The sequence below is a fragment of the Streptomyces tritici genome (assembly GCF_048500665.1).
Lineage (GTDB): Bacteria > Actinomycetota > Actinomycetes > Streptomycetales > Streptomycetaceae > Streptomyces > Streptomyces tritici.
Map to the genome: position 1 here is coordinate 6,727,695 of NZ_CP183183.1, position 25,695 is coordinate 6,753,389.

Here is a 25,695-nt window from a genome sequence, read left to right on the forward strand (position 1 = left end):
GGTTCCACCTCTGTAGGGGCGAGAGCAGGGCAGGACGGGGACGACGCTCATACCGCCGGCCAGTCGCCGCCGCGGCGCACCGTCATCAGGGCCCGCGCGAGCGACTCCACCGTCGTGCAGGCGAACAGCACCTGGACCGGGATCTCCAGACCGAACTCCTCCTGCAGCTTCAGGGCCGCCCGGGTGGCGGTCAGCGAGTCGCCGCCCAGCGCGAAGAAGTCGTCGTACGCGCCCACCTCGTCCGCCCACAGCGCCTCGGCCCACACACGCGCGACCGCCCGCTCCGCGGCGTTGCGCGGCGCGGTGAACTCCGCCTCCGCGCCGGTCCGGTCCCCGCCGGGCGCGGGCAGCGCCGCACGGTCGGTCTTGCCGCTGCCGGTCAGCGGCAGGGCGTCCAGGAACACGAACACGGCCGGCACCATGTAGTCGGGCAGGGTCCGCCCGCACCACTCGCGCAGCGCCGTCACCGCGGGCGTCCGCCCGGCCGCCGGTACGCAATAGGCGACGAGCACCCGCTCCCCGGGCACGGCGTCGTCCCGCACGGTCACCGCGCAGGCGGCCACGTCCTCGTGGGCGAGGAGCGCCGCCTCGGTCTCGCCCGGCTCGACGCGGAAGCCGCGGAGCTTGACCTGCTGGTCGAGGCGGCCCAGGAACTCCAGGTTCCCGTCGGGCAGCCAGCGCACCAGGTCCCCGGTCCGGTACACCCCGTCCGCGAAGCGCTCCGCGGTCAAGTCCGGCCGCCCCAGGTAGCCCCGGGCCACGCCCGCGCCGCCGACCAGCAGTTCGCCGGGCACGCCTACAGGGACGGGCAGCCCGTGCCCGTCCACCACGGACAGTTCGGTGTTCGGGGTGGGCCGCCCGATCGGGACCGGCGTCGACGCCTCGCGGATCTCGGCGAGCGTCGCGTACACCGTGGTCTCCGTCGGGCCGTACCCGTTGACGACGCGGCGGCCGGTGCGGAGCATCCGCGCCGCCAGTTCCGCGGGCAGCGCCTCGCCGGCGGTGAAGACCGTGAACCGGCGCGGGCCGTCCCCGAGCGCGTCCAGCAGCGGCCGCCACGCCGACGGCGTGGCCTGGACGAGCGTCACCGCGTGCCGGTCGATCAGCCCGGCCAGGGCGCGCGGGTCGCGCGCCTGCGTCCGGTCGGCGCCGATGATCCGCCCGCCGGTGATCAACGGCAGGAACACCTCGACGGCCGCGATGTCGAAGCCGGCCGAGGTGGCGAACAGCACCCGGTCGCTCTCCGGCGCCGGGAACACGTCGCGCATCCCGTGCAGCAGACCGGTCAGCGAACCGACCGTCACCGCCACGCCCTTCGGGGTGCCGGTGGATCCGGAGGTGTACAGCACGTACGCGAGGTCGTCCGGACCGGCGCCGGCCGGCTCGGCCTCAGTGCCCCCGTCGGCGGGCGCGGCCTCCTCAGGCGCGTCCACCACGACCAGGGTCCGCTCCCCGGCCAGCCGCCCGCGCAGCGACTCCTCGGTGACGACGACCGGGGCCGCCGTGTCCGTGAGCACGAACGCCAGCCGCTCCACCGGGTGTTCGGGGTCCAGCGGCACGTACGCCCCGCCCGCCCGCAGCACCGCGAGCAGCGCCACGACGAGCCCCGACCCGCGCGTCAGGCACACCCCGACGGGCACGTCCCGGCCCACGCCGAGACCCCGCAGCCGCCGGGCGAGCCGCCCGGCCCGCGCCTCCAGCTCCCGGTACGTGACCTCCTCGTCCCCGAAGACCACGGCGACCGCGTCGGGCGTCCGGGCCGCCTGCGCGGCGAACAGCCCCCAGACCGTGCGCCCCTCGGGGTACGCGACCGGGTTGCGGCCCCAGGCCCGGAGGGTCTCCCGCTCCTCCTCCGGGACGACGTCCAGCTCCCGCACCGGCCGGTCCGGCCGGTCCCCGGCGGCGGCCAGCAGCGTCAGCAGCCCGTCCGCGAACCGCGCGGCGGTCCCGGCGGCGAACAGCGCGGTCCGGTACTCCAACCGGAGCCGCAGCCCGCCGTCCTCCTCCTCCGCCCAGGTCAGCGCCAGGTCCGGCGGGCAGCTCCCGGCGGCAGCCCGGTACGCGCCGGACTCCCCGGGCTCCGCCCCGAACACCGCCTGCACCAGCGGATGGTGACCGCCCGACCCCTCCGGCCCGGCGCCGAGCGCGGCGGCCAGCTCCGGGAACGGGACCCCGGCCCGCGCACGGGCCTGCTCCAGGGCCGCGTCCACGGCCGCCGCCAGCGGCCCGAAGGACAGGTCGCCGAGGCGCGTGCGGACCACCACGAGGTTCCCGTCGGCCGGGACGCCCACCGCCACGTCGTCCTTCCGGGCCCACCGGCCCAGCACGGCCCGGAACCCGCCGAGCAGCGCCGCCGGCAGACCGACGCCGTGCTCCGCCGCCGCCTTGCGCACGGCGTCCGCGGTGGCCGCCGGCACGGCGCGGACGAGCTCCGCCGTGCCCGGCTCCGCGCCGGGACCGGCGGGGCGGGGGCGGTCCGCCGTCAGCTCCAGCGGCTCCAGTCCGTCCAGCGCGGCCCGCCACCAGGCCGTCGCGTCCAGCGCTTCCGTCATGACGTCTCCCGAGTGCCGAGGATCCGCACGAGCGCGTTGCGGTCCGTCTTTCCGTTGTCGTTGAGCGGCAGCCCGTCCATCAGCCGCAGCCGGGACGGCACCATGTGCAGCGGCATCCGGTCGCGCAGCCAGGCGTCGAACGCCTCGGCGTCCACCGGGCGCCCGGCGTACGCGGCGGCCAGCTCCGTCTCCCCGTCCTCGGCGGGCACCGGCACCACGGCCGCGTCCACCACGTGCGGGTGCCGCCGCAGCACCGCCTCCACCTCGCCGATCTCCACCCGGTGGCCGCGCACCTTGACCTGCTGGTCGAGCCGCCCGCGATGCACGAGCACCCCGCCCTCGCGGCGCACCCGGTCGCCGGTGCGGTACCAGTGGCGGTCCGTCAGCGGGCCGGTGCCGTCGTGCACCACGGCGGGGCCCGCGCCCTCCTCGTACGTGAGGAACCGGCCCGCGTTCTCCCGCGGGTCGAGGTAGCCGTCGAAGCGCTGCGGACCGCGCAGGCACAGCTCGCCGTCGTCGGCGGGGAGCCCGTCCTCGCCGAGCAGCACCGCCTCCATGTGCGGGTACGGCCGGCCGATCGGCACGGCTCCGCCGGCGTACTCGGGCCAGTCGGCGCTGGGCCCGGTCAGCCGGTGGTCCACACAGCCGATCGCCACCTCCGTGGGCCCGTACACGTTGTGGATCTGCGCGTGCGGGGCGACCTCGCGCCACAGCTCCACGTTCTCCCGCGTCACCGTCTCCGCGCCGAACGACGTGTGCCGCAGCGTGACCGCCCGGCCCCGCGGCACATGGCCCAGCCGCTGCGCCTCGCGCACCACCGACGGCACCGACGACCAATGGGTGAGCTCGCGGTCCACGATGAAGTCGACCGGGCGGAACAGCTCCTCCACCGACGGCACGACCAGCGTCGCGCCGCCGCCCCAGGTGACGAACAGGTCGTAGCAGGCCACGTCGAAGGTGAGCCCGTACACCTGGGGGTGCCGGCAGCCCGGCGCCAGCTCGTAGCGGTCGATGTTGTACGCCAGGTACGGCGACACGTGCCGGTGCCGGATCGGCACGCCCTTCGGCTGACCGGTCGACCCGGAGGTGAAGATGAGGTACGCCTCGGCGTCCAGGTCGTCCGGGACCGGAGGGAGGTCCGCGTCGAACGGCTCGTCGCCCTCCGTGTCGTCGTCGGACAGTTCGAGGACGGTCGGCCGGTACCGCTCGGGCAGCAGCCGGAACAGCCCGTCGGCCCGCGGGTCCACGAGCGCCGCCTCGACGCCGGCGCGCTGCGCCACGTCCAGGTTCCGCGGCGCGGGGTGGTCGGGGTTCAGGGGCACCACGCTCGCGCCGAGCCGCTGCACGGCCAGGTAGCCCGCGTACGCGCCGACGGTCCGCGAGGCGACGAGGGCCACCCGGCGCGGCACCCCGCCGTGCTTGCGGACGAGCCGCCCGGCCAGCGCCAGTGCCCTGGCGCGCAGCTCGGCGTACGTGAGCACCCGGGCGCCGAGCTCCAGGGCCGGGCGGTCCGGCACGCTCAGGGCCGCCTCCTCGAACCACTGGTACAGCGTGCGCTGGTTCGCGGCGTCGCCGGGATCGGGTACGGACATCGGGCGGGCGGTCATCGGTTCCTCTCTCCGGTACGTGTCGCACGGGCCCGTGCCCGTGTCCGCAGGGCCTGCTGCCGGGCCAGTCCCCGGTCCGAGCCGGTCGGGGCGGACCGCGGCGCGGGCACCTCGGCGCCGCCGAAGTGCGCGGCCATCGCCCGCACCGTGGAGTGCCGGAACAGGTCGACCACCTCGACCTCGCGGCCCAGCGCCTCGCGCAGCCGGTCCCGCAGCCGGATCAGCAGCAGCGAGTTGCCGCCCGCGTCGAAGAAGCCCGTCTCCGGGCCGACGCTCCGGCCGAGCACCCGCTGCCAGACGTCCGCGACCAGGCGCTCGGTCTCGTTCACCGGCCGGTCGGCCGCGCCGGCCGCGGCCTGCTCCGCCCGCCGCCCGGCCGCCTCCGCGACCGCCCGCAGCAGTGCCGGGCGGTCGGTCCGGCCACTCGGCAGCAGCGGCAGCCCGTCCAGGACCTCCAGCCGCTCCGGAAGCATGCGGCGGGGCAGCGTCCCCGCCAGGTGCGCGCGCACGACGCCGGCGGTGAGCACCGCGCCGGACCGGGCCACCACGGCGGCCACCGTCCCCGCGGCCTCCTCGTCCACGACGACCTCGGCCCGTGCCACGCCCGGATGCGCGAGCAGCGCCGCCCGGACGTCGACGGTCGCCACCGGGACCCCGCGCACCCGGATCCTCTCGGAGCGCCTCCCGGCGAACACCAGCCGCCCGTCGGGCAGACAGCGCGCCAGGTCGCCGGTCGCGAAGAGCCGGCCGCCGGGCTCGGCGCCGTACGGGTCGGGCCGGAACCGCTCGGCGGTCGGTCCGGGCCGGCCCGCGTAGCCACGGGCCACGGCCGCGCCGCCGATGTGGAGTTCGCCCACGCGGCCCGGCGGCACCGGCTCCCCGGCGCCGTCCAGGACGTACACCGTGGCGTCCGCGGGCAGGCCCAGGGGCACCGGCCCGTCCGCGCCGGGCGCCACCGGTCCGGCCAGCGCGGGCCCGCCGGTCTCGGCCGCCGCGTACACGTGGTGCACGCCCGTCGCCCCGGCCTCGTACGTCTCGCGGACCTGCGCCGGCGCCAGCGGCTCCCCGGCCGCGAGCACATGCGCCGCGCCGATGCCGGTCCCGTCGGGGGAAGCGAGCAGCGAGGGCGCCGCGTACACCGTGCCGGACGCCTCACCGGTGGGCAGCGTCACGCGGCCGCCCCGCACCAGCGGCGCGAACAGCTCGAACACCGCGCCCGGCGCGTCGGGGACGCCCAGCGGGACCACGGACTCCAGCACGTCGGCGGGCAGTTCGCGCGCCGCCCAGGCCAACCGGGAGGCGAGCTGCCGGTGTTCCAGCACCACCGGCAGCGGCTCGCCGGTCGTCCCGGAGGTGCGGAGCACCGCGGCGGCGTTCCGCGGCCCGGCCGCCGCCGGGGACGCGGGAGCCGGTGCGGGTGTCGGTGCGGGGACCGCGTCGGAGAGGTCGGAGGTCAGCACCCGCACCCTCGTGCGGTCGAACAACGGGGCGGCCACCGGGTCGGCGAGCACCGTGTCCACCCCCGCGTCGTCCAGCGCGATCCGCAGCAGGAACGCGGGCAGCGCGGGATCCAGCGGCACGCACGCGCCGCCCGCCTTCCACACCGCCAGCTCGGCGGCGACGAGGTCGAAGGACAGCGGCACGCACACCCCGACCAGGACCTCCGGCCCCACGCCGAGGGCACGCAGCCGTCCCGCCAACTCCTCCGCCCGCTCCTCCAGTTCGCCGTACGACCAGGTGCGCGGCCCGGAGGCCACCGCGACCGCGTCCGGAGTGCGGGCGGCCTGGGCGGCCACCAGGTCGTGCACGCACGCCTCCGCCGTGGCGGCCGCGCGCGGCGGGTTCCAGCGCGCGAGCGACCGCCGCACCTCCGCCTCGTCCGGCCGCAGCAGCGCGGACACCCGCAGGCCCGGATCGGCGCCCACCCGCTCCAGGACCGTCCGCAGCCGCGCGAGCAGCAACTCGACGTCGGCGCCGTCGAGGAGGTCGGTGCGGTAGTCGGCCAGGGCGAGCAGCCCGCCGTCGTCGGTCTCCAGCGTGTCGATCGCCAGATCGGCCTTGGTCGTCGGCAGCCGCAGCTCTTCCGCCCGGAACACCAGCTCGCCCGCCCGGTGCGCGGGCGCGGCCGGCTGGTGGGTGTACGCGACCTGGTACAGCGGGTGGTGGCTCGGATCCCGGCCGACGGCGAGCGCGTCGATCACCTCGTCCATCGGCAGGTCCGGGTGGTCCAGGGCGTCCAGCAGGTCGCCGCGCACCCGGCCGAGGAGCTCGCCGAACTGCGGGTCGTCCGACAGGTCGGAGCGCAGCACCACCGGACGGGTCAGATAGCCGACGACCCCGGCGGCCTCGGTGCTGTCCCGGCCGGACAGCGCCATGCCGGTCAGCACGTCCGTCGTGCCGTACCCCGACAGCACCGCGTCGACGGCGGCCTTGAGCACCATGTACAGGCTGCACCGCCGCGCCCGCGCCAGCTTCCGCAGCGGGTCCACCACGGCCGGGGGCACGAGCGTGGTGCGCCGGTCGCCGGCGTGCCCCGCGGCAGGGCCGCGCGGCGCGGACACCGGCAGCTCCAGCACCTCGGGCGCGCCGGCGAGCCGGCCGGTCCAGTACCGCAGGTGCTCCGCGCGGTCCCGCAGGTCCTCGGCGGTCCTGGCGGCCAGGAAGTCCCCGTACGCCACGGGCGGCTCCGGCAGCGGCGACGGCTCGCCCTTGGCGAACGCCTCGTACAGCGCGGCGAGTTCGGAGACGAAGAGGGCGAGGGACGCGCCGTCGAAGACCAGGTGGTGGACGGCGACGAGCAGGCGGTGGGCCGTGTCGCCGAGGCGGAGCAGCCGCAGCCGCGTCAGCGGGCCGCCGTCGAGGTCGAACGGCTCGGCCGCTAACTCCTCGGCGAGCGCGGCCGCTTCGGCAGGCGTGACGGACTCCGGGGACGGAAGGCCGGACTCGACGGGCAGGCCGGACGCGGCCTCGGCCGGGTCGGACGCGGCCTCGCGGGACGCGACCGCGGCCTCGGCCCGTCCGGACCCGGCCCCGCCGGACGTGGCCGCGGCCCGTACTGACTGCACCGGCTCCCCGTCCGCGCCCCGGGTGATCCGGGTGCGCAGCGCCGGGTGGCGGCGGATCAGCTCCGCCAGCGCGCGGCCCAGCGCCTCCCGGTCCAGCGGACCGTCGAGGTCCACGGCGAACGGCACCGTGAGGAACGGGTCGCGCGGGCGCAGCTGCGCCGCGGTCCACAGTCTCGTCTGGGCGGGGGTGAGGGGGAGGCGCAGCTCCTCGGGGCTCGTGGTCACGAGGTCACGTCCGATTCGACGGGCGCCGGTCGGCCCGCCGCCTCGGGGCGGGGACGGCCCAGCGGGGACAGGGCGATGAGGAGGGCGGCGGGCAGCAGCAGCGCCCCGGTGAGGACGATGGACTCGGCGACGCCGGCCAGGTCGGCGGTGACACCGCCGAGGACCACGCCGAGCACGGTGAAGTTGACCATCAGGGCGTTGAACAGGCCGACGCCCCGGCCGCGCAGGTGCTCCGGCATGTCGCTGAGCAGGGTGTTGGCCACCGGCACCTGGAAGAGGCCCGAGCCCAGACCGGCGATCAGGCACCACACCAGCACGACCGGCACGCCCAGCGTGTCCCGCAGCCGGCCCGTCGGGTCGAGCAGCAGCAGGGAGACGCCGAACAGCACGATCGACCCGATCAGCAGCTTCCGGTCGGAGGTGCGGCGTACCAGCGGCGGCCCGAGCAGGGCTCCGGCGACCGAGCCGGCGCCGAACGCCGCCTGGGCCAGGCCGAAGTCGAACGGCTCCAGCTCGAACACCGTGAGCAGCTGGGAGTTGAGGTTGGTGCTGAACAGGCCGAGCGCGAGCATCACCGGCACGAGCACCACGGCCAGGAAGCGCAGCGAGGGCGCGGCCAGCACCCCGTGCAGACCGGTGCGCAGCGACCGCCAGTAGGGCTCGCGCGGGCCGCCGCCCACGGGAACCTCGCGCAGCACCGTCATGCTGGCGAGCAGCAGCGCCGAGACGACGAAGGTCGCCGCGTCGATGACGAACACCGTCGTGACGCTGCCGAAGGCGAGCAGCAGTCCGCCCATCGCCGGGCCGACCAGGTTCAGGGTGTGGTTCGTCGACTGGAACAGGGCCACGGCCGTGGGGATGCTGTGGCCGCGCACGATCAGCGGGATCGCGGTGAGCCGGGCGGTCTCGAAGAACGACTTGCCGATACCGCTCAGCAGGATCAGCACGAGCAGCAGTACGGGCGAGTCCCGCACGGCGATCATCATCAGGGCGAGGACGGCGCGGACCAGGTCCGAGCCGACCATCAGCACCCGGGCCGGCATCCGGTCGGCCAGCGGGCCGACGAACGCGCCGAGCACCCCGGACGGCAGCATCTGCGCGATGACGACCAAGGACACGTACAGGACGGGGTTCTCCGTCTCGGTCGCCACCACGTAGATCAGGGTGATCTTGGTGATGGCGTCACCGAGGAACGAGGCCACGACGGCCAGCCAGTACCGGATGTACATCCGGTCCTTGAGCAGTTCAAGCATGAGTGCGGCCTTCCGTCGCGGCGTCCTGGTCCCGCAGCACTTCGTCGAGCACGCGCGCGACCCCTTCGATGTGGGGACGGCGCATCATCGAGTAGTGGTTGCCCGGCACCGTGCGGACGTCCAGGTCACGCCCGGTCAGCTCCCGCCACGCCCCGGCGGGGTCGTGCGTCTCCTCGGCCGCCCGGATCAGCGTGACGCGGCCCGACACCGGGCGGGGGCGGAAGTTCCACAGCAGCCGCAGGTTGGCCTCCCACAGCTCCAGCACGTGCGCGATCTGCTCCCGGCCGGCGTCCGGCGGCAGATAGTCCGAGGCGCGGGCCAGCCCCAGCAGATGGTCGAGGTGCTCCTCGTCGGTCATCCCGCGCAGCTCCGCGGCCGGCTTCAGCCCCTCGCCGTAGTCCCACTGGAGGTTGGCGGCGACGGCCTCCACGATGTCGGCCCGGTCGGGCTCCTCGCCCTCCGGCACCACCGCCGGCGGGTGCGCGTCCATCATGACCACGGACACCCGCTCCCCGGCTCGCTCCAGCTCGGCGGCGACGGCGTACGCGTTGGCGCCGCCGTAGCACCAGCCGACCAGGGTGTACGGCCCCTCGGGCTGCACCCCGCGGATCAGCTCCGCGTACGCGGCGGCCCGCTCGCCGAAGCCGTCGAACGGCAGCCGTCCGTCCACGGGCGGCGGGGAGGCGAGTGCGTACAGCGGCCGGCCGCCCTCCAGCAGCTCGGTGAACGGCATGTAGCAGACGACCTCGCTGCCCGCCGGGTGGGCGAAGAAGACCGGGGCGCCCTTCGCCGTGCCGTCGCCGTCCGCGCCCGTGCCGGGACCCAGTTCGACGAGGTGGACCGCGTCCTCCTCCTCGTACCCCTCGCGCAGCATCCGCGCGAACCGCTCCACGGTCGCGCCGCGGAAGATCGCCGCCATGGGCAGCTGCCGGCCGAACCGCCGCTCGATCTCGGCCATCAGGCGCAGCACCAGCAGCGAGTGGCCGCCCAGGTCGAAGAACCGGTCGTGCAGCCCCACCGGAGAGACGCCGAGGACCTCCTCCCAGACGTGCGCGACCTCCAGCTCCAGCGGATCGCGCGGCGGCACGTAGCCGCCGGCCCCGCGCTCGACCACCGGCACGGGCAGCGCCCGCCGGTCGATCTTCCCGCTGGTGTTCAGCGGGAAGGCGTCAAGGCGCACGATCGCCGACGGCACCATGTAGTCCGGCAGGAACTCGCGCAGGTGTTCGCGCAGTTCCTCCTGCGCCGGACGGGCCTCGCCTTCGGGCTCCACATAGGCGACGAGACGCCGGTCGCCCGGCCGGTCCTCGCGGACCAGCGCCACCGCGCGGGCCACCGCCGGATGCCGCTCCAGGCGCGCCTCGATCTCGCCCGTCTCGATCCGGAAGCCGCGCAGCTTCACCTGGCCGTCGTCCCGGCCCAGGAAGACCAGCGTGCCGTCCTCGCGCCACCGCGCCCGGTCGCCGGTGGCGTACATCCGCGCGCCCGGCCGGTCCGCGTACGGGTCGGGCAGGAACCGCTCCGCCGTCAGACCGGGCCGGCCGCGGTAGCCGCGGGCCACGCCGGTGCCGCCCAGATACAGGTCGCCGGGCACCCCGACCGGCACCGGGCGCAGCCGCTCGTCGAGCAGGTACACCTGGGTGTTGGCGAGCGGGCGGCCGATGGAGATCTGCTCCGTGCCGCTGTCCAGCCGGTGCGCGGTGGACCAGATCGTGGTCTCCGTCGGGCCGTACACGTTCCAGGTGCGGCCGGGCCCGCGGACCAGCCGCTCGGCCAGCGCGGGCGGCAGTGCCTCGCCGCCGACCAGGGCGCGCAGGCCGCCGTCGTTCTCCCAGCCGGCCTCGACGAGCAGGTGCCAGGTGGCGGGGGTCGCCTGGAGCACGGTCGTACCCGTCTCGGCCAGCACCTCGGCCAGCCGGCGCCCGTCGACCGTCTCCTCCTTGCGCACGACGTGCGTCCGGGCCCCGGCGACCAGCGGCGCGTACAGCTCCAGGCCGGCGATGTCGAAGGTGACCGGGGTGACCGCACCGAGCACGTCGCCCGGCCGCAGCCCCACCTCGTCGACCATCGCCAGGAGCAGGTTCACCAGATTGCGGTGGGTGACCTCCACGCCCTTGGGGCGGCCCGTGGAGCCGGAGGTGTAGATGACGTACGCGAGCCCGTCCTCGGACCCGGCGAGCCGCGGCGGCTCCGGCGCGGCGGCCGCGACGGCTCGCGCGTCGGCGTCCAGGCAGACCCGCTCGCCCGGGCAGTCCGCGAGCGCGTCGAGGAACTCCGAGCGGGTCAGCACCAGGCGGGCCCCCGCGTCGCGGGTCATGTCCGCGAGCCGGGCGGGCGGATGGGCGGCGTCCAGCGGCAGATACGCGCCGCCCGCCATCAGCACGCCCAGCAGCCCGACCACCAGGTCCACCGACCGGTCCAGGCACACGCCGACGACGGACTCCTCGGCGACGCCCCGCTCCCGCAGGTACGAGGCGAGCCGCCCGGCCCGCTCCACCAGCCCGGCGTAGGTCACCGATTCGTCGCCGCAGGTCACCGCGGTGGCCTCCGGCGTGGCCAGCGCGCGACGCCTGATCAGGTCCTCCAGGCGCAGCCCCGGCTCGCGCTCCGCCCCGGTGCGGTTCCACTCGACCAGCATCCGGTGCGCGTCCTCGGGGCCGACCGGCGACAGATCCGCCACGGCCAGGCCCGGGTCCGCGACCATCTGCTCGACGATCCGGGTGTACTGGCGGGCCGTCCGCGCCATCGTGCTCTCGTCGAACAGGTCGGTGTTGTACTCCAGCAGGCAGTGGAAGTGGTCCTCGGCCACCGCCGGATCGTCGGCGACGGCCAGCATCACGTCGTCCTTGGCGGTCGCGTTGTCGAGGGTCAGCTCCTCCACCGTCAGGCCCGCCATGGACGCCTGCTCCTCGTGGAGGAAGTCCACCAGCACGAACGACGACTGGTAGACCGGCGTCCGGCTCGGATCGCGGTCGAGGTCCAGCTCGTCCAGGAGCGTGCCGAACGGGATGTCGTTGTGGTCGACCGCGCCGAGCATGGTCGTCCGCGTCGCCCGCAGCATGTCCCGCACCGTCGTCGCGGGCCGCAGCGTGGAGCGCAGCGGCAGCATGGTGAGGAAGTAGCCGATCGTGGACTCGAGTTCGGGCCGGCCGCGGGTGGACGAGGTGGTGCCGACGACGATGTCGTCCTGCCCGGAGAGCCGGTGCAGCAGCACCTGCCAGGCCGCGAGCAGCACGACGAAGACGGACACCCCCTCCCGCTTCGCCAAGTCCCTTACTCCCTGGGTCAGTTCGGGGGTGAAGGGCCACTGGTGGCGGGCGCCGCGGGAGGTCATCACCGGCGGGCGCGGCCGGTCCGTCGGCAGGTCGAGCACGAGGTCGGCGCCGTCGAGCTGCCGCTTCCAGAACGGCAGATGCCGGTCGGCGATCTCCTCGCGCAGCCAGCCCGGCTGCCACACCGCGTAGTCCGGGTAGTGGACCTCGACGTCCGGCAGCTTCGGCTCGCGGCCGGTGGCGTACGCCGAGTACAGCTCCGCGATCTCGGTGTTGAAGATGCCCATCGAGCCCCGGTCCCAGACCAGGTGGTCCACCGCGCCCACGAGGACGTGCTCGTCCTCGGCGAGCTTCAGCAGCGTCAGCCGCAGCAGCGGGCCGGTCACGATGTCGAAGGGCACGCGCAGCTCCGCCGTGGCCAGCCGCAGCATCTCCGCCTCGCGGTCCGCCTCGGGCACGGACCGCAGGTCCACGTGGCGGATCGGCACCTCCATCGACGGGTGCACCACCTGCACCGGCTTCTCGCCGTCCTGCGCGAACGTCGTGCGCATCGCCTCGTGCCGCCGGACGAACGCGTCCACCGCCCGCTGCAGCGCCCCGGTGTCGAGGTCGCCGCGGAACCGCGACGCGAAGTACACCGTGTAGACCGGGTCCTCGGGGTCGAACTGGTGGATGAGCCAGATCCGTTCCTGATCCACCGTGAGCGGCACCCGGTTCCCGCCGGAGCGCCTTGTGACGGGGCCCGCGCCCTTCGCCGGCGCGCTCCGCGCGGCCCGCTCCCGCAGTTTCCGGTCCAGCAGGGCCCGTTGCGCCGGGGTGAGTCCGGCGAGCCGGGACGAGAGGTCGGTCACGGCTGCCGCCCTTCCTCGGACCGGTACCGGTCCTTGAGTTCGGTGAGGAGTTCCAGGCCCTTCAGCACCTTCTCCGGCGCGACGCCGAAGTCGACCAGGCAGGCGGCCTCGTCCACGCCCAGGTCCACCAGGTCCTCGATCAGCGACTCGCACTTGTCGGGGGTGCCGAGCAGCGCCAGCGAGTCGAAGTAGCGCGCGAAGGCCCGGTCGAGCATGACGTCGCGCTCCGCCTCGTCCAGCTTGGCGAACTCGCTGTCGAAGCTGTCCTGCTGCGCCAGGAACGACTTCAGGTAGCCGGTCAGCGGACCCCGGACCAGCTCCCGCGCCTCCTCGTCGTCCGGCCACACGAAGGCGTGCACCATCGCCGTCACCCGCCCGGCCGCCGGGTCGTGCCCGGCGCGGGCGCGCGCCTCGCGGTACGCGGCGATGTTGTCCTTCAGATGCGCCGGGTACTGCGCGCCCACACCCGTCAGCAGATGGGCGCCGATCTCCCCGGCCCGGACGAAGGTCTCGGTGCTGCCCTGGGTGGACACCCACACCGGCAGCTCCGGCTGGAGCGGCCGGGGCAGCGACCGCACGCTCTGCGGGCTGCCGTCGGCCCGCGGCAGGTCCACGGTCTCGCCCGCCCACAGCCGCCGGATCACGTCGATCGCCTCGAACATCTCGTCCTTGCGGCGCGGATAGCGCTCCTGACCGTCGCCCGGCGCCAGCAGGAAGTCGTCCGGGTGCCAGCCCGAGGCCGCCGAGATGCCGACCCGGCCGCCCGACAGGTTGTCCACGACCGCCCACTCCTCGGCCACGCGGACGGGATGGTGCAGCGGCAGCACCGTGCTGCCCGCGCGGATCTGGATCCGCTCGGTCACCACCGCGAGCGCCGCCGCGAGCACCGACGGGTTCGGGTACAGGCCGCCGAAGTCCACGAAGTGCCGCTCCGGCACCCAGATCCCGCCGAAACCGTTGCGGTCCGCGAACCGGGCGCAGTCGAGCAGGAGCTCGTACTTGCCCGGTCCGGCCGCCGTGCCGTCGCCGGAGAAGAAGAACAGGCTGAAGTCCATGGTGCTGCCCGGCCGCCGCGACCGGCGCGGCGCCGCCGGCCGCACCGGCCCGCGGGCCCGGTTCCCGGTGTCCAGCTCCTCGGGCGCCCGCAGCTTCCGCTCCCGCAGGGACCGCTCCAGCACGGCCCGCTGGCTCGGTGACAGCCGCGCCAGCCGTTCCCGCATCGCGCGGGCGTCGTCCGCCCCCGCCGTTCCCTCCGGCACGCTCACGCCTCCTCCTGCAGCTTCGCCTCGGCCTCGTCGGCCGACAGGCCCTCCACCTCGCGCAGCAGCGCCTCGAACTCGTCCAGACCGATCGCCTCCGCCTGGTGCGCCCGGATCGCCGCCGCGAGCCCCTCCACGGTCGGCGCTTCGAACACGGCGCTCATCGGGAAGTCGCCGTGCTCCCGGCGCAGCCGGCTCACGATCTGGATGGCGAACAGCGAGTTCCCGCCCAGCTCGTAGAAGTCGTCCTCCGGGCCGATCGGGGAGACCCGGAGCATGTCCCGCCACATCCGGGCCACCGACTGGGCGAGTTCGTCGTCCGGCCACACCGACGCCGGATCCCACGCGTCGTCCGTGCCCTCCGCGCCGCCGAGCGCGTCGGTGAACGCCGACGCCGAGAGGTTCGCCCCGTCGGCCAGCACGTCCTGGAAGTCCGCCCGGGACACCACCACCTGCGGCAGCCCGCCCGCCAGCGCGGCCCGGGCGAGGGCCACACCCTCGTCCGCCGGTACGCCCTGCTCGCGGCGGAGCCGCTCGTACAGCGCCCGTACGTCCGGCAGCCCGGCCATTTGCCGCTCGAACCAGTCGTCCCACGCCCACTGGGTCACGTCGAACGCGACGGCCCGGCGGCCGCCCGCCGTCGCGGCGTGCGCGTAGGCGTCCAGGAAGGCGGCGGCCGCGGCGTTCTCCGACTGGCCGAAGCCCCCGGTGACGCCCGTGGTCGCCGAGCCCGCCAGCAGGAACGTGTCGGGCTCGTCCGCCAGCGCCTCGTCCAGCAGCAGCGTGGACCGGACCCGCGCCGCGAGCACCGCGTCGAAGTCCTCCCGCGCCTTCAGGGCCACCAGGCCCGAACCGCGGGCCTCGGGGAAGTGCAGCACCCCGCGCAGCCCGCCCGGCCCGAACCGCTCCCGCGCCTCCCGCACGACCGCCCGGACCTGCTCCGGGTCCGCGAGGTCCGCCGCCCGGTACGCCACGGCGTCGCTCCGCTCCTCCCGCAGCGCGGCCAGGCGCGCGGCCCGCTCCCGCGCCGCGTCCACGTCCGCGGGCGTCTCCCCGTCCCCGGCCGCGTCCGCCCGCGGCTCCGGCTCGCCGACCAGCAGCAGCCGGGCCCCGGACCGCGCCAGGTGCTCGGCGAAGACCAGGCCGGCCTCTCCGGGCAGCCCCGTCACCAGGTAGCCGCCGCCCTCGGGCCACGCCCGCTCCGCCGGCACCGGCTCGAGCGCGACCGGCGCGAAGGCCCGCCGCAGCCGCGTCCCGCTCCGGTACGCGACCGGCGACTCGGCGCCCGGGCCGGTCAGTTCCGCGACGAGCCGCCCGGCGAGCGCCGCCGGGGCGTCCGGACCGGCGCCGGGGCTCACGTCCACCGTCCGGCAGGTCAGCCAGGTGTACTCCTGCGGAAGCACCGTCACCGCGCCGTGCACCGTGGCCCGCTCGGGCCGCACGACGGCCGTGCCGTACGCCGCCTGGAGGTCGTCGGTGACGACGTCGATCCGCACCGGGCGGTCCTCGCCCGACGCGTCCAGCTCCTGCACGAGCCCCACGAGGGCGTGGAAACCGCGGTCCAGGGCGTCGGCGTGGCGGGCGTCGGCGTCCCGGCCGTCCTCGCCGGGCCCGGTGACCAGCCAGGCGTGCAGGACCCGGTCGACGTCCAGGCCCTCGGCGCGCAACTCGCGGACGACGCGGGGCAGATCGTCCGTCCGCGCCGGGTCGGCCGTGAACGCGTGCTCCCCGGTCCGGGCGTACACGTCGCCCCGCGCCACGGTGACGACCGTGAGCCCCCGCTCGCGCAGCCCCGCGGCCACCTCCCCGGCGATCCCGCGTCCGTCGGCGAGCACCAGCCAGCACTGCGGGGTGTCCGCCGGCTCACCGGGCGGCGGAGCGGGATGCCACACCGGCGTATACGTCCAGCGCGCCGGGTCCGTGCGGATTCCGGCCGCGGCCGTCGTGCCGAGCCGGGGCAGCAGGTGGCCCGGCCCCTGGAACGGATAGGCGGGCAGCGGCACCCGGCGCGGGGCGCGGCCCGTGTGGAGCGCGGCCCAGTCGACCGCGACCCCGTGCCGCCACAGCTCGCCCAGGCCCTCCCGGAGCGTGCGGCCCTCGGCGGCCGGCGCCCCGCCGCGCGGGCGCGGCAGCAGCGTCACCACGGGGCGCGGCTCGTGATGGCTGCGCACCAGGCCGGTGAGCTGACTGCCGGGCCCGGCCTCGACCAGGACGGCCGGGCCGCGCCGGGCCAGCGTCGACAGGCCGTCCGCGAACCGGACCGGCTCCCGGGTGTGCGCGACCCAGTACTCCGGGTCGGTGGCCTGCTCGTCGGTGATCCAGGTGCCGGTCACGTTCGACAGGAACGGCACCGACGGCGGGCGCAGGGTCACCGAGCGCAGCACCTCGGCGAGTCCGGGCAGCGCGGGCTCGACCAGGCGGGTGTGGAAGGCGTGGGAGGTCTCCAACTCCTTCACCGCGACGCCGCGTTCCTCCAGGAGCCGCCGGGCCGCGGCGACCTCCTCCGGGGTGCCCGCCACCACGCACGAACCGGGCGCGTTGACGGCGGCGATCACGGCGCCGGTCCCCGCGACCAGCTCGGCCGCGGCCTTCTCGTCGAGCAGCGCGGACAGCATCCGGCCGGGCGCCAGCTCCTGCATCAGCTCGGCCCGCCGCGCCACCACCCGCAACGCGTCCTCAAGCCCGAACACCCCGGCCACGCAGGCCGCGACGAGCTCGCCGAGGCTGTGTCCGGTCATCGCGTCCGGCCGCACCCCCCACGAGGCGAGCAGCCGCGCCACGGCGTAGTCCACGCAGAACACGGCCGGCTGGGTGTACCCCGTCCGCCGCAGCCGCGCGCCGGCCTCCGCCTGGTCCTCCACGTCCGTCGCGAAGACGACCTCGCGGACGTCCCAGCCGGTCAGCGGCTTGAGGATCTCCGCGCAGGCATCGAACGCCTCGCGGAACACGGGCTCGGTGCGGTAGAGCTCCGCGCCCATCCCCGGGTACTGCGCGCCCTGCCCCGGGAAGAGGAACACGACGGAAGGGGCCTGCCCGTCGGCCACCGCGGGCTCCGTCGCTGCCGGCGCCCCGCGCAGCGCGGCCACGGCCTCGGCACGGCCGGAGGCGACGACGGTACGGCGGTGCGGGAGGGCCGCCCGCCCCACCTGCAGCGTGTACGCGGTGTCCGCGAGGCCCGGACCGGATCCCGCGTCGAGCGCGTCGGCCAGCCGGTCCGCGGCCGCCCGCAGGTCCTCGGGGGTCCGCGCCGACAGCGGCAGCACCTGCCAGCCGCCGGGCTCAGGGGCGGTCTCGGCACGCGGCGGGGCCTCCAGCACGACGTGGGCGTTGGTGCCGCCGATGCCGAAGGCGCTCACCCCCGCCCGGGGCGGTTCCTGCGTCTGAGGCCAGGGCAGGCCCTCGGCGTCCACCCGGAACGGGCCCTTGTCGAGGGCGAGCCGGGGGTTCGGGGCGGTGAAGTGGGCGGTCGGCGGGATGTGCCGGTGCTCCAGCGCCAGGGCCGCCTTGATCAGGCCGGTCACCCCGGCGGCCGCGTCCAGGTGGCCCACGTTGGACTTCACGGAGCCCAGGTGGACGGAGCCCGCGGGAAGCCCGGGGCCGAACACCTCGGTCAGCGCCTGCACCTCGATCGGGTCGCCGAGCGGGGTCGCCGTGCCGTGCGCCTCGACGTACTGCACGGAGCCCGGCTCGACCCCGGCCACCGCGAGCGCCTCGGAGATCACCTCCGCCTGGCCGCGGGCCGAGGGGGCCGTGAACCCGATCTTGTCGGAGCCGTCGTTGTTGACCGCCGAGCCCCGGATCACCGCGTGGATGTGGTCGCCGTCCGCGACCGCCTCCTCCAGCCGCTTCAGCACCACCACGGCCACCCCGTCGCCGGAGACGGTGCCGCCCGCCTGCACGTCGAACGGGCGACAGCGCCCGTCCGCGGAGAGGATCGCCCCCTCCTCGTACCGGTAGCCGCTCGGCTCCAGCTCCCGGACCGCCACCCCGCCCGCGAGCGCCAGGTCGCACTCCCGCGACAGCAGCGACTGCACCGCCAGGTGCACGCCCACCAGCGACGACGAGCAGGCCGTCTGCACGGTCAGACTCGGGCCGGTGAGCCCCAGCTTGTACGAGACGCGCAGCGCCGGCATCCCCGGGTCGTTGCCGATCCCCGCCTGGATCTCGTCCGACACCCGCCCGTCCGGCCCGTCCTGAGGAACCCGCTCCCGCAGATGGCCGTTGGCCGCCACGCCCGTGAACACCCCGGTGCGGGCCTCGCAGGAGCCCGCCGGGTACCCGGCCCGCTCCAGCGCCTGCCACGCGGTCTCCAGCAGCAGCCGGTGCTGAGGGTCCGTCAACTCGGCCTCGGACCGCGACATCCCGAAGAAGGCGGCGTCGAAGCGGTCGTGACCGGCCAGCGGATACCCGGACCTGACGAACGCCGGGTCCTCCAGGACCGCTTGCGGCACGCCGGCGGCGAGCAGTTCCTCGTCGGTGTACCGGGTCGCGCCGTCGCCGCCCGACACGACCAGCCGCCACAGCGCGTCGACGTCAGGGGCACCGGGAAAGCGTCCGCTCATCCCGATGATGGCGACGCTCTGCTCCGGCAGCTCCGTCCCGTAGGTCCCCTCGGTCATGCGGTCCCCTCGTCGGTGTCGTCGTGGCGTGCGGCGAGCAGGTCCTCCAGACCGCTCGCGAGTTCCCGTACGGTCGGCCGGTCGAAGAGCATCCGCAGCGTCACCGGCACGCCGAGCCGCTCCTTGGCCACGGCCGCGGCCCGGGTGGCGAGCATCGAATGACCGCCCAGCTCGAAGAAGTCGTCGTCGCGGCCCACCCGGTCGACGGCCAGCAGCTCCGCCCAGATGCCGGCGAGGGCCTCCTCCACCGGCCCCGCGGGCGCCGCGAAACCGGTGGCCAGGTCCGGCCGCACCGCCTCCGGCGCCGGCAGCGCCCGCCGGTCCACCTTGCCGTTCACGGTCAGCGGCAGCCGGTCCAGGACGACGAACAGGTTCGGCAGCATGTAGGCCGGCAGCGTCCGCGTCAGGTGCTCGCGCAGGTCCGAGGCGTCGGCCGCGTCCCCGGCGCCCGCCGCGACCGGCACCCAGTACGCCACCAGGCGCGGGTCCCCGGCCGTGTCCCGGTCCACGGCCACCACCGCGTCGCGGACCGCCGGGTGCCGGGCGAGCGCGTGCTCGATCTCGCCCGGCTCGATCCGGTGACCCCGGATCTTCACCTGGTGGTCGAGCCGCCCCAGGTACGCGTGGTCCCCGCCCTCCGCCGAGCGCCGGGCGCCGTCGCCCGAGCGGTAGCGGCGGGCGCCGGGCACGGCGGCGTCCGGGTCCGGCAGGAACCGCTCGGCGGTCAGCGCCGGGCGGCCCAGATAGCCGCGGGCGACGCCCGCCCCGCCCACGTACAGCTCGCCGGGCGTCCCCGCCGGGGCCTCGACGCCGTCGGGGCCGATCACGCGCAGCGACCAGCCGTCGAGGGCCTCGCCGATCATGCTCGCCGGGCTCGCCAGATCGGCGGCGGTCATCCGGCGGTACGTGGAGTGCACCGTCGTCTCGGTGATCCCGTACATGTTGACCAGTTCGGGACAGGAGTCGCCGAGCCGGTCGAGCCACGGCCGCAGCGTCTCCGGGGGCAGCGCCTCGCCGGCGAACACGACCACGCGCAGCGCGAGTCCGGCGGGCTTCACGCCCCGCTCCAGCGACTCCTCCTCGTACCGCACGAGCTGACGGAACGCGGCCGGCGTCTGGTTGAGCACCGTGACCCGCTCGCGGTGCAGCAGCGCGTGGAAGTCCTGCGGCGAGCGGCGCGTGTCGTCCGGGACGACCACGAGCCGGCCGCCGTGGAGCAGCGCGCCCCACAGCTCCCACACCGACACGTCGAACGCGGCGGACGAGAACATCGACCACACGTCGTCCGGGCCGAAGCCGAACCGGCCGCGGGTGCCCGTGAGCAGCGCCGTGACCTGGCGGTGCTCCACCATGACGCCCTTGGGCGTGCCCGTCGAGCCGCTGGTGTAGATCACGTACGCGAGGTTCGCCGGCAGCGCGCCCCCGTCGGAGGGGGCGGTGGCCGGGTACCCCGACAGGTCCGTGCCGCCCGGGCCGGTCACCACCGTGGCGGCCGCGCCCGCGGGACCGTCGGCGCGGTCGGTGACGAGCACCGCCGCCCCGGCGTCGGCGAGCAGGAACGCGCGGCGCTCCGCGGGACTCGCCGGGTCCACGGGCACGTAGGCCCCGCCTGCCTTGAGCACCGCGAGCAGCGCCGTCACCAGGCCGGTGGTCCGCTCCATGCAGACCGCCACCGGGACCTCGGGGCCGACGCCGAGCGACCTCAGGTGGTGGGCCAGGCGGTTGGCGTCCCGCTCCAGCGCGGCGTACGTCAGCTGCCCGTCGGGGCCGGTCACGGCGACGGCCTCGCCGCGCAGCGCCGCCTGGTGCGCGAACCACCGGTGCAGGGTGCCGGGCTCGCCGTCGGCGGCCGCGGCCGGGCCGGGGACGCGTGCGTCAGCGGTCAAGGTCGGTCTTCCTCTCGTGGCCGGGGGCGAGGGCGCGGGCGGCGGGCAGGGCGGCGACCGGCTCGTCCGGCGCGGCGACGGCCTGCGCGAGGATCCCCTCGTACGCGTCGAGCAGCAGGGCCGCCGTGGCCGCCCCGTACAGGTCGGTGTCGTACTCCAGGGACAGCTCCACGGCGTCCCCGCCGCGCTCCTCCACGTACAGGCTGAGGTCGTACTTCGCGGTGTCCTGAGGCCCCGTCAGATCGAGGGCGCACGGACCGAGTCCGGCGAACACGGGCGGACGGCGCTCGCCGAGATAGCTGAACATCACCCGGAACACCGGCAGGAAATCCCCCCGGCCGCGCCGCGAGACCAGCGCCTCGACGAGCTTGTCGAACGGCAGGTCCTGATGGGCGACGGCGTCCAGGACCGCCGTCCGCGTCCGGCCGACCAGGGTCCGGAAGCCCGGCGCCCCGTCCAGCCGGGCGCGCACCGGCACCATGTTGATCAGACAGCCGACCAGGTCCTGGAGCTCCGCCCGGGACCGCCCGGCCGCAGGTATGCCCACCGTCACGTCGTCCGCCCCGGACCAGCCGGCCAGCAGCGCGTACAGGGCGGCCAGGTGCGTCATGTTCGCCGTGGCCCGCGCGTCGCGCGCGAAGCCCCGTACGGCCCGCACCAGTTCGGGGGCGAGGAACCGGCGGGCGACCGCGCCCCGGAAGCTCTTCTGGCGCGGCCGCGACCCGTCCGTCGGCAGCTCCGTGGCGCGCGGGTCGTCGCCGAGGACGGAGCGCCAGTGTGCCACCAGGGCGTCGAGCGCCTCCCCGGCGAGCCGGTCCCGCTGCCAGACGGCGAAGTCGGCGTACTGCAGGGCGGGGGCCGGCAGCCCGCCGGGCGCGCCGTACAGCGCGCCCAGCTCGTGGACGAGCAGCTCCACCGAGGCGCCGTCCACGCTGATGTGATGGAACGTCAGGACGAGCCGGTGGTCGTCGGGCGCGAGCCGTACGAGCCGGGCCGCCAGCGGGGGACCGGCGGCGAGGTCGAACACCCGCCGGGCCTCCTCGGCGGCGATCCGCCGCGCCTCCGCCTCGGGGTCGCCCGCGCCCGACACGTCGGAGCAGGGCAGCGGGACCGGAGCGGGCGGGGCGATCAGCTGGTGCGGTACGCCGGCCGGGGCCGGATACGTGGTGCGCAGCACGCCGTGCCGGGCCACCAGCGCGTCGAGCGCCCGCCCGAGCGCCGCCCGGTCCAGGGAGCCGCGCAGGTGCAGCACGGTCGGGACGTTGTACAGGGTGCTCTCGGGGTCGATCTGCTGCATGAACCACAGCCGCTGCTGGGCGAAGGAGAGCGCGGGCCGGTCCCCGGGCCCGTCGGGGAGCGGCCGGGGGCCGTCCGACGGGGAAGCGGCCGTCCCGGAGCCGCCGGGCCCGGAGGCCGGGGCCCGCATGGCGCTGCCGACGGCCGCCGCCATGGCCTCCAGCGTGTCGGCGTCGAGGAGTTCGGCCGCGGACACCCGCACGCCCAGCTCCTCGTCGATGCGTTCGACGAGCCGCTCGGCGGTCGCTCCGTCCCCGCCCAGCGCCGTGAACCGCGCGCCGGGCTCCGCCTCGGGCACGCCGAGCAGCTCCGACCAGAACCGGGCCAGCTCCTCGGCGACGAATCCACCGGAGGTCATGCGAACGCGACCCCCGTCCCGGCGGCGCGCACCGTCAGCCGCAGCCGGTCGAGGAACGGGCCGGCCAGGGACGCGAAGTAGAAGTGACCGCCCGCGAAGCGGTGCACCTCGGCTGTGCCGCCGGCCGTGTGACGCCCCCAGAGCGCCGCGTCCCGCGCCGGAGCGCTCGGATCGTCCTCCGGCGCGTACACGACGACCGGGCACCGCACCGTCGCGTCCGGGGCGACCCGGTACCGGGCCAGGGCCGAGAGGTCCGCCCGCACGGCGGGCAGGACCAGCCGGATCAGCTCGGCGTGCTCGGCCACGTCCGTGTCGGTGCCGCCCAGCCCCATGATCCCGGCCAGGATCTCCGTGTCGGTCTCGTCCGCGAGCGCGTCGAGAAGCGGCGCGCGCGGTTCCGGGTGCGAGGGCGCGGCGGACGCCGACGCGACCAGGGCCGCGGGCCGGGCGGACGTACGGTCCAGGCGCCGAGCCGTCTCGAAGGCGACGATCGCCCCCATGCTGTGCCCGAAGAACACCGGGCGCTCCACGGCCCCGGCCTCCAGCACGCCGGCCACGGCGTCCGCCAGCCACTCGACGGAGGGCGCCGGGTCCTCGAAGAGACGGTTCTCCCGCCCCGGATACTGGACGACCAGCGCCTCCACGTCGGGGCCGAGCGCCGCCGACAGCCCGTGGTAGTAACTGGCCGCTCCGCCCGCGTGCGGAAAACAGACCAGGGTGTGCTCCGCGGCCGGCCGGGGGTGAAAACGGCGGATCCAGCGGGCGAATTCGGGCGCGTTCTCGCGCGTCATCGCGGGACTCCCGTAAGGACGTCCGTTTTTCCGCCGTCGTGTGCGCCGCCGCCCCATTCGGGCCCGACAACCCTGAAATGCCTGACCGTCCGCCGCATCGTGCCCCCGAATGTGTCTGCGGTCCCTCGTCGATCATGAGACGGCACCAGCCTTGATCATGACGATCGACAGGGTCAATCGGTCCCGGACCGGCGTTTCCGATCAGAGGCATCGAAGAATTCGATCGGCCCGAATTCTCCTCGCCGGGGCCGCCGCCGGGACCGCGGCCGGGGCCGCCGTGCTCCCCGCCGAGGCGATGCCCGTCTGCTCGATGAAGGCCCGCATGGCCCGGCTGACCCGCTGACTGCGCCGCCAGGCGATCTGCGTGCGGACGGTGAACGGCGCCCGCCACTCCAGCTCCACCAGGCTGCCCGCCGCCAGGCCGTCCGCCACCGCGAACTCCGGCAGCACGCTCACGCCCAGCCCCGCGGCCACCCCGCGCTTGATGGACTCGACGGTGCCGAACTCCAGCATCGAGGGCCCCGGCGGGCCGACCGTCCCCGTCAGCTCCGCCTCCAGCAGGCCCCGGTAGCAGGCCCCCGGCTCGGGCACCAGGACCGGGGCCGTCGCCAGGTCCCCCGTACTGACGCCGGAGAGCCGGGTGAGCGGGTGGTCGGGCGCGGCGACCGCGACGAGCGGCTCGTCGCGCAGCACCTCCGTGTGCAGCCCCGCGTGCTCCGTGCGCGCGTCCATGAACAGGCCCATGTCCAGCGTGCCCTGCCGCAGCGCCTCGCAGATCTGCGCGGCCGACCCCGGCCGCAGCGAGAGCCGCAGCAGCGGGAACCGGCGGTGGAAGTACTCCAGGACCGGCGGCATCCGGTACGAGGTGAGGCTCTCGATCGCCCCGACGGTCAGCACGCCCGAGGGCTCCGCCCAGCCGGCCGTCCTCTCCCGGGCCTCGTCGACGAGCGACAGGATGCGCTCCGCGTACGGGACGAGCTCCTCACCGGCCGGGGTGAGCCGCACCTGTCCCCGGGTGCGTTCGAAGAGATCCACGCCCAGGGACACTTCGAGATTCTTTATCTGACTGGTCACGCTGGACTGGGCGTAATTCAGCGCGGATGCGGCTTTGGTGAAACTCCGCAGCGTGGCGACGCGGTGAAAGGTGGCGAGCTGCCGCAGATCGAGCGACCCCGCGACGCGGCCGGGCCGGCTCACGGGCGTGGCCGCCCGCCCGTGACCGCCGCGGACGCTCCGGAGAAACGAACCTGGAACATGACGAAACCTCAATACTGTCGAATGGCCGAAAACAATCGGGGCGGGCGGTAAAAGGCGCGGGTGCGCCGAGGACGCACCCGCGCGAACCCCTCCCGCGCGAGGCGGGGCCGTCCGTCAGCCGGCGGAGTGCCCCCGGACGCTCAGCGGCCGCTGGTCGGTCCAGACCTCCTCGACGTGGGCCAGGCACTCCTCCTTCGCCCCGGCGAATCCGGCCTCCCGCCAGCCCGCGGGAAGCTCGCGCCCCTCGCGCCAGATGGAGTACTGCTCCTCGTCGTTCACCACGACCACGTACCGGCCCTCGACATCCGTGCTCTGCACCGTGACCCCCTGCGCGACTGGACTGGCTTGCGAAACGCCCTCAGCCTGCGTGCCCGGCACCGCCCCCCACAAGATCCTTTTCAGCAAAGCCCGGGGTCCGGCGGCCGCCCGCGTCTCCTTGCGCCGATCGGTGCGCGCGGCGGCGCGCCTCGGCCACGCGGGCGGACCGGCGTGCAGGATCGGTCTGGCGGGCCCGGACGCCCGCCCCGCACCGCCCCCACCGCGTGAAGAGGTTCGGCCATGACACCACGGGAGGGCACTCCCGCGCCCGGGCGTTACGGCGAGGCCGTCTTCCGGCCCGAACGCGCCGGCGAAGGGGCGCGCATCGACTACGGCGCCCTCGCCTACGACGACCTCACCCTGGCCCGGCTCCGGGCGCTCGGCGTCGGGCCCGGCTGGCGCTGTCTCGACGTCGGCGCCGGGACGGGGACCGTCTCGCGCCGGCTCCTGGACGAGGCCGGCGTGGCGGGCGTGCTCGCCGTGGACCGCGACGTGCGCTTCCTCGCCGAGCGGCCCATGCCCGGCCTGGAGGTGCTGGAGGCCGACCTCACCGACCCGGACTTCGCCCCCGGCCGCTTCCGGCTCGTCCACGCCCGCTTCGTCCTGATGCACCTGCCCGACCACGAACGGCTCGTCGCGCGGCTGGCCGACCTCGTCGAGCCCGGCGGGCTGCTGGTGCTCGGCGACGCGGTGGACCTGACGAGCGACCGGACGCCGGGCACCCCGTACACCGCGGTGATGCCCGCGATGTGGCAGGGGCTGCGCACCGCCATCGGCACCGACGTCTCCTGGGTGCCTTCCTACCCGCGGCTGTTGCGCGCTGCAGGCCTCAGGCCCGTCGCCGCCGAGATCCACGTGCCGCCCCTGTCGCCGGGCAGCCCCATCAGCCGGTTCTGGGCGGACACCTGGGAGCGCAGCAGGGAGGCGATGCTCGCCACCGGCGAGGTCGACGACGCGGCCGTCGACGAGGCGCTGCGCTACCTCGACTCCGACGACTGCGCCGCCCTCTCCGCCGGCCTCCTCACCGTTTGGGGCCGCAAGCCCGGCGGGACCGCGGGCCCCACGGAGTAGCCGCTCACGCCTCGG

General features: G+C 75.7%; 13 protein-coding genes. 1 reads left to right on the top strand and 12 read right to left on the bottom strand.

The features are described 5' to 3' along the window. Nucleotides 1-47 precede the first annotated feature (47 nt). The 12 genes from ACNJ93_RS30915 to ACNJ93_RS30970 all read right to left on the bottom strand — a co-directional run bounded on the left by ACNJ93_RS30915 (nucleotide 48) and on the right by ACNJ93_RS30970 (nucleotide 24,609). Entirely contained in the window at nucleotides 48-2,552 is a 2,505-nt protein-coding gene (locus ACNJ93_RS30915; protein WP_418960764.1) for a non-ribosomal peptide synthetase, read from the bottom strand. Further along, on the bottom strand, nucleotides 2,549-4,159 hold the full coding sequence (locus ACNJ93_RS30920) for an AMP-binding protein (protein ID WP_418960765.1): 1,611 nt from the start codon (nucleotides 4,157-4,159) through the stop codon (nucleotides 2,549-2,551). The genes ACNJ93_RS30915 and ACNJ93_RS30920 overlap by 4 nt, the downstream gene beginning before the upstream one ends. After that, nucleotides 4,156-7,449, bottom strand: coding sequence for a condensation domain-containing protein (locus ACNJ93_RS30925; RefSeq protein ID WP_418960766.1), 3,294 nt, complete (start codon nucleotides 7,447-7,449; stop codon nucleotides 4,156-4,158). The genes ACNJ93_RS30920 and ACNJ93_RS30925 overlap by 4 nt, the downstream gene beginning before the upstream one ends. After that, entirely contained in the window at nucleotides 7,446-8,702 is a 1,257-nt protein-coding gene (locus ACNJ93_RS30930) for an MFS transporter (RefSeq protein ID WP_418960767.1), read from the bottom strand. The genes ACNJ93_RS30925 and ACNJ93_RS30930 overlap by 4 nt, the downstream gene beginning before the upstream one ends. Beyond that, nucleotides 8,695-12,825: a non-ribosomal peptide synthetase gene (locus tag ACNJ93_RS30935; protein WP_418960768.1), complete on the bottom strand. Its 4,131-nt coding sequence runs from the start codon at nucleotides 12,823-12,825 to the stop codon at nucleotides 8,695-8,697. Before ACNJ93_RS30935 ends, ACNJ93_RS30930 begins: the two co-directional genes overlap by 8 nt. Beyond that, entirely contained in the window at nucleotides 12,822-14,090 is a 1,269-nt protein-coding gene (locus ACNJ93_RS30940) for a MupA/Atu3671 family FMN-dependent luciferase-like monooxygenase (RefSeq protein ID WP_418960769.1), read from the bottom strand. The genes ACNJ93_RS30935 and ACNJ93_RS30940 overlap by 4 nt, the downstream gene beginning before the upstream one ends. Beyond that, nucleotides 14,087-18,703 (bottom strand): beta-ketoacyl synthase N-terminal-like domain-containing protein, encoded by a 4,617-nt coding sequence (locus ACNJ93_RS30945; protein WP_418960770.1) that lies wholly within the window; start codon nucleotides 18,701-18,703, stop codon nucleotides 14,087-14,089. The genes ACNJ93_RS30940 and ACNJ93_RS30945 overlap by 4 nt, the downstream gene beginning before the upstream one ends. Then, nucleotides 18,700-20,589 (bottom strand): amino acid adenylation domain-containing protein, encoded by a 1,890-nt coding sequence (locus tag ACNJ93_RS30950; RefSeq protein ID WP_418960771.1) that lies wholly within the window; start codon nucleotides 20,587-20,589, stop codon nucleotides 18,700-18,702. Before ACNJ93_RS30950 ends, ACNJ93_RS30945 begins: the two co-directional genes overlap by 4 nt. Further along, the gene (locus ACNJ93_RS30955) at nucleotides 20,579-22,243 is read right to left on the bottom strand and encodes a condensation domain-containing protein (protein WP_418960772.1); all 1,665 of its coding nucleotides are present in this window, start codon (nucleotides 22,241-22,243) and stop codon (nucleotides 20,579-20,581) included. Before ACNJ93_RS30955 ends, ACNJ93_RS30950 begins: the two co-directional genes overlap by 11 nt. Next, nucleotides 22,240-23,034 (bottom strand): thioesterase II family protein, encoded by a 795-nt coding sequence (locus ACNJ93_RS30960; RefSeq protein ID WP_418960773.1) that lies wholly within the window; start codon nucleotides 23,032-23,034, stop codon nucleotides 22,240-22,242. The genes ACNJ93_RS30955 and ACNJ93_RS30960 overlap by 4 nt, the downstream gene beginning before the upstream one ends. Nucleotides 23,035-23,235: 201 nt before the next feature. Further along, nucleotides 23,236-24,231: a LysR family transcriptional regulator gene (locus ACNJ93_RS30965; protein WP_418960774.1), complete on the bottom strand. Its 996-nt coding sequence runs from the start codon at nucleotides 24,229-24,231 to the stop codon at nucleotides 23,236-23,238. Between the two features lie 174 nt (nucleotides 24,232-24,405). Next, nucleotides 24,406-24,609 (bottom strand): MbtH family protein, encoded by a 204-nt coding sequence (locus tag ACNJ93_RS30970; RefSeq protein ID WP_418960775.1) that lies wholly within the window; start codon nucleotides 24,607-24,609, stop codon nucleotides 24,406-24,408. A 240-nt stretch (nucleotides 24,610-24,849) separates the two neighbouring features. Between ACNJ93_RS30970 and ACNJ93_RS30975 the strand changes: the two genes are divergently transcribed. Then, the gene (locus tag ACNJ93_RS30975) at nucleotides 24,850-25,680 is read left to right on the top strand and encodes a class I SAM-dependent methyltransferase (RefSeq protein WP_418960776.1); all 831 of its coding nucleotides are present in this window, start codon (nucleotides 24,850-24,852) and stop codon (nucleotides 25,678-25,680) included. The last annotated feature ends 15 nt before the right edge of the window (nucleotides 25,681-25,695 follow it).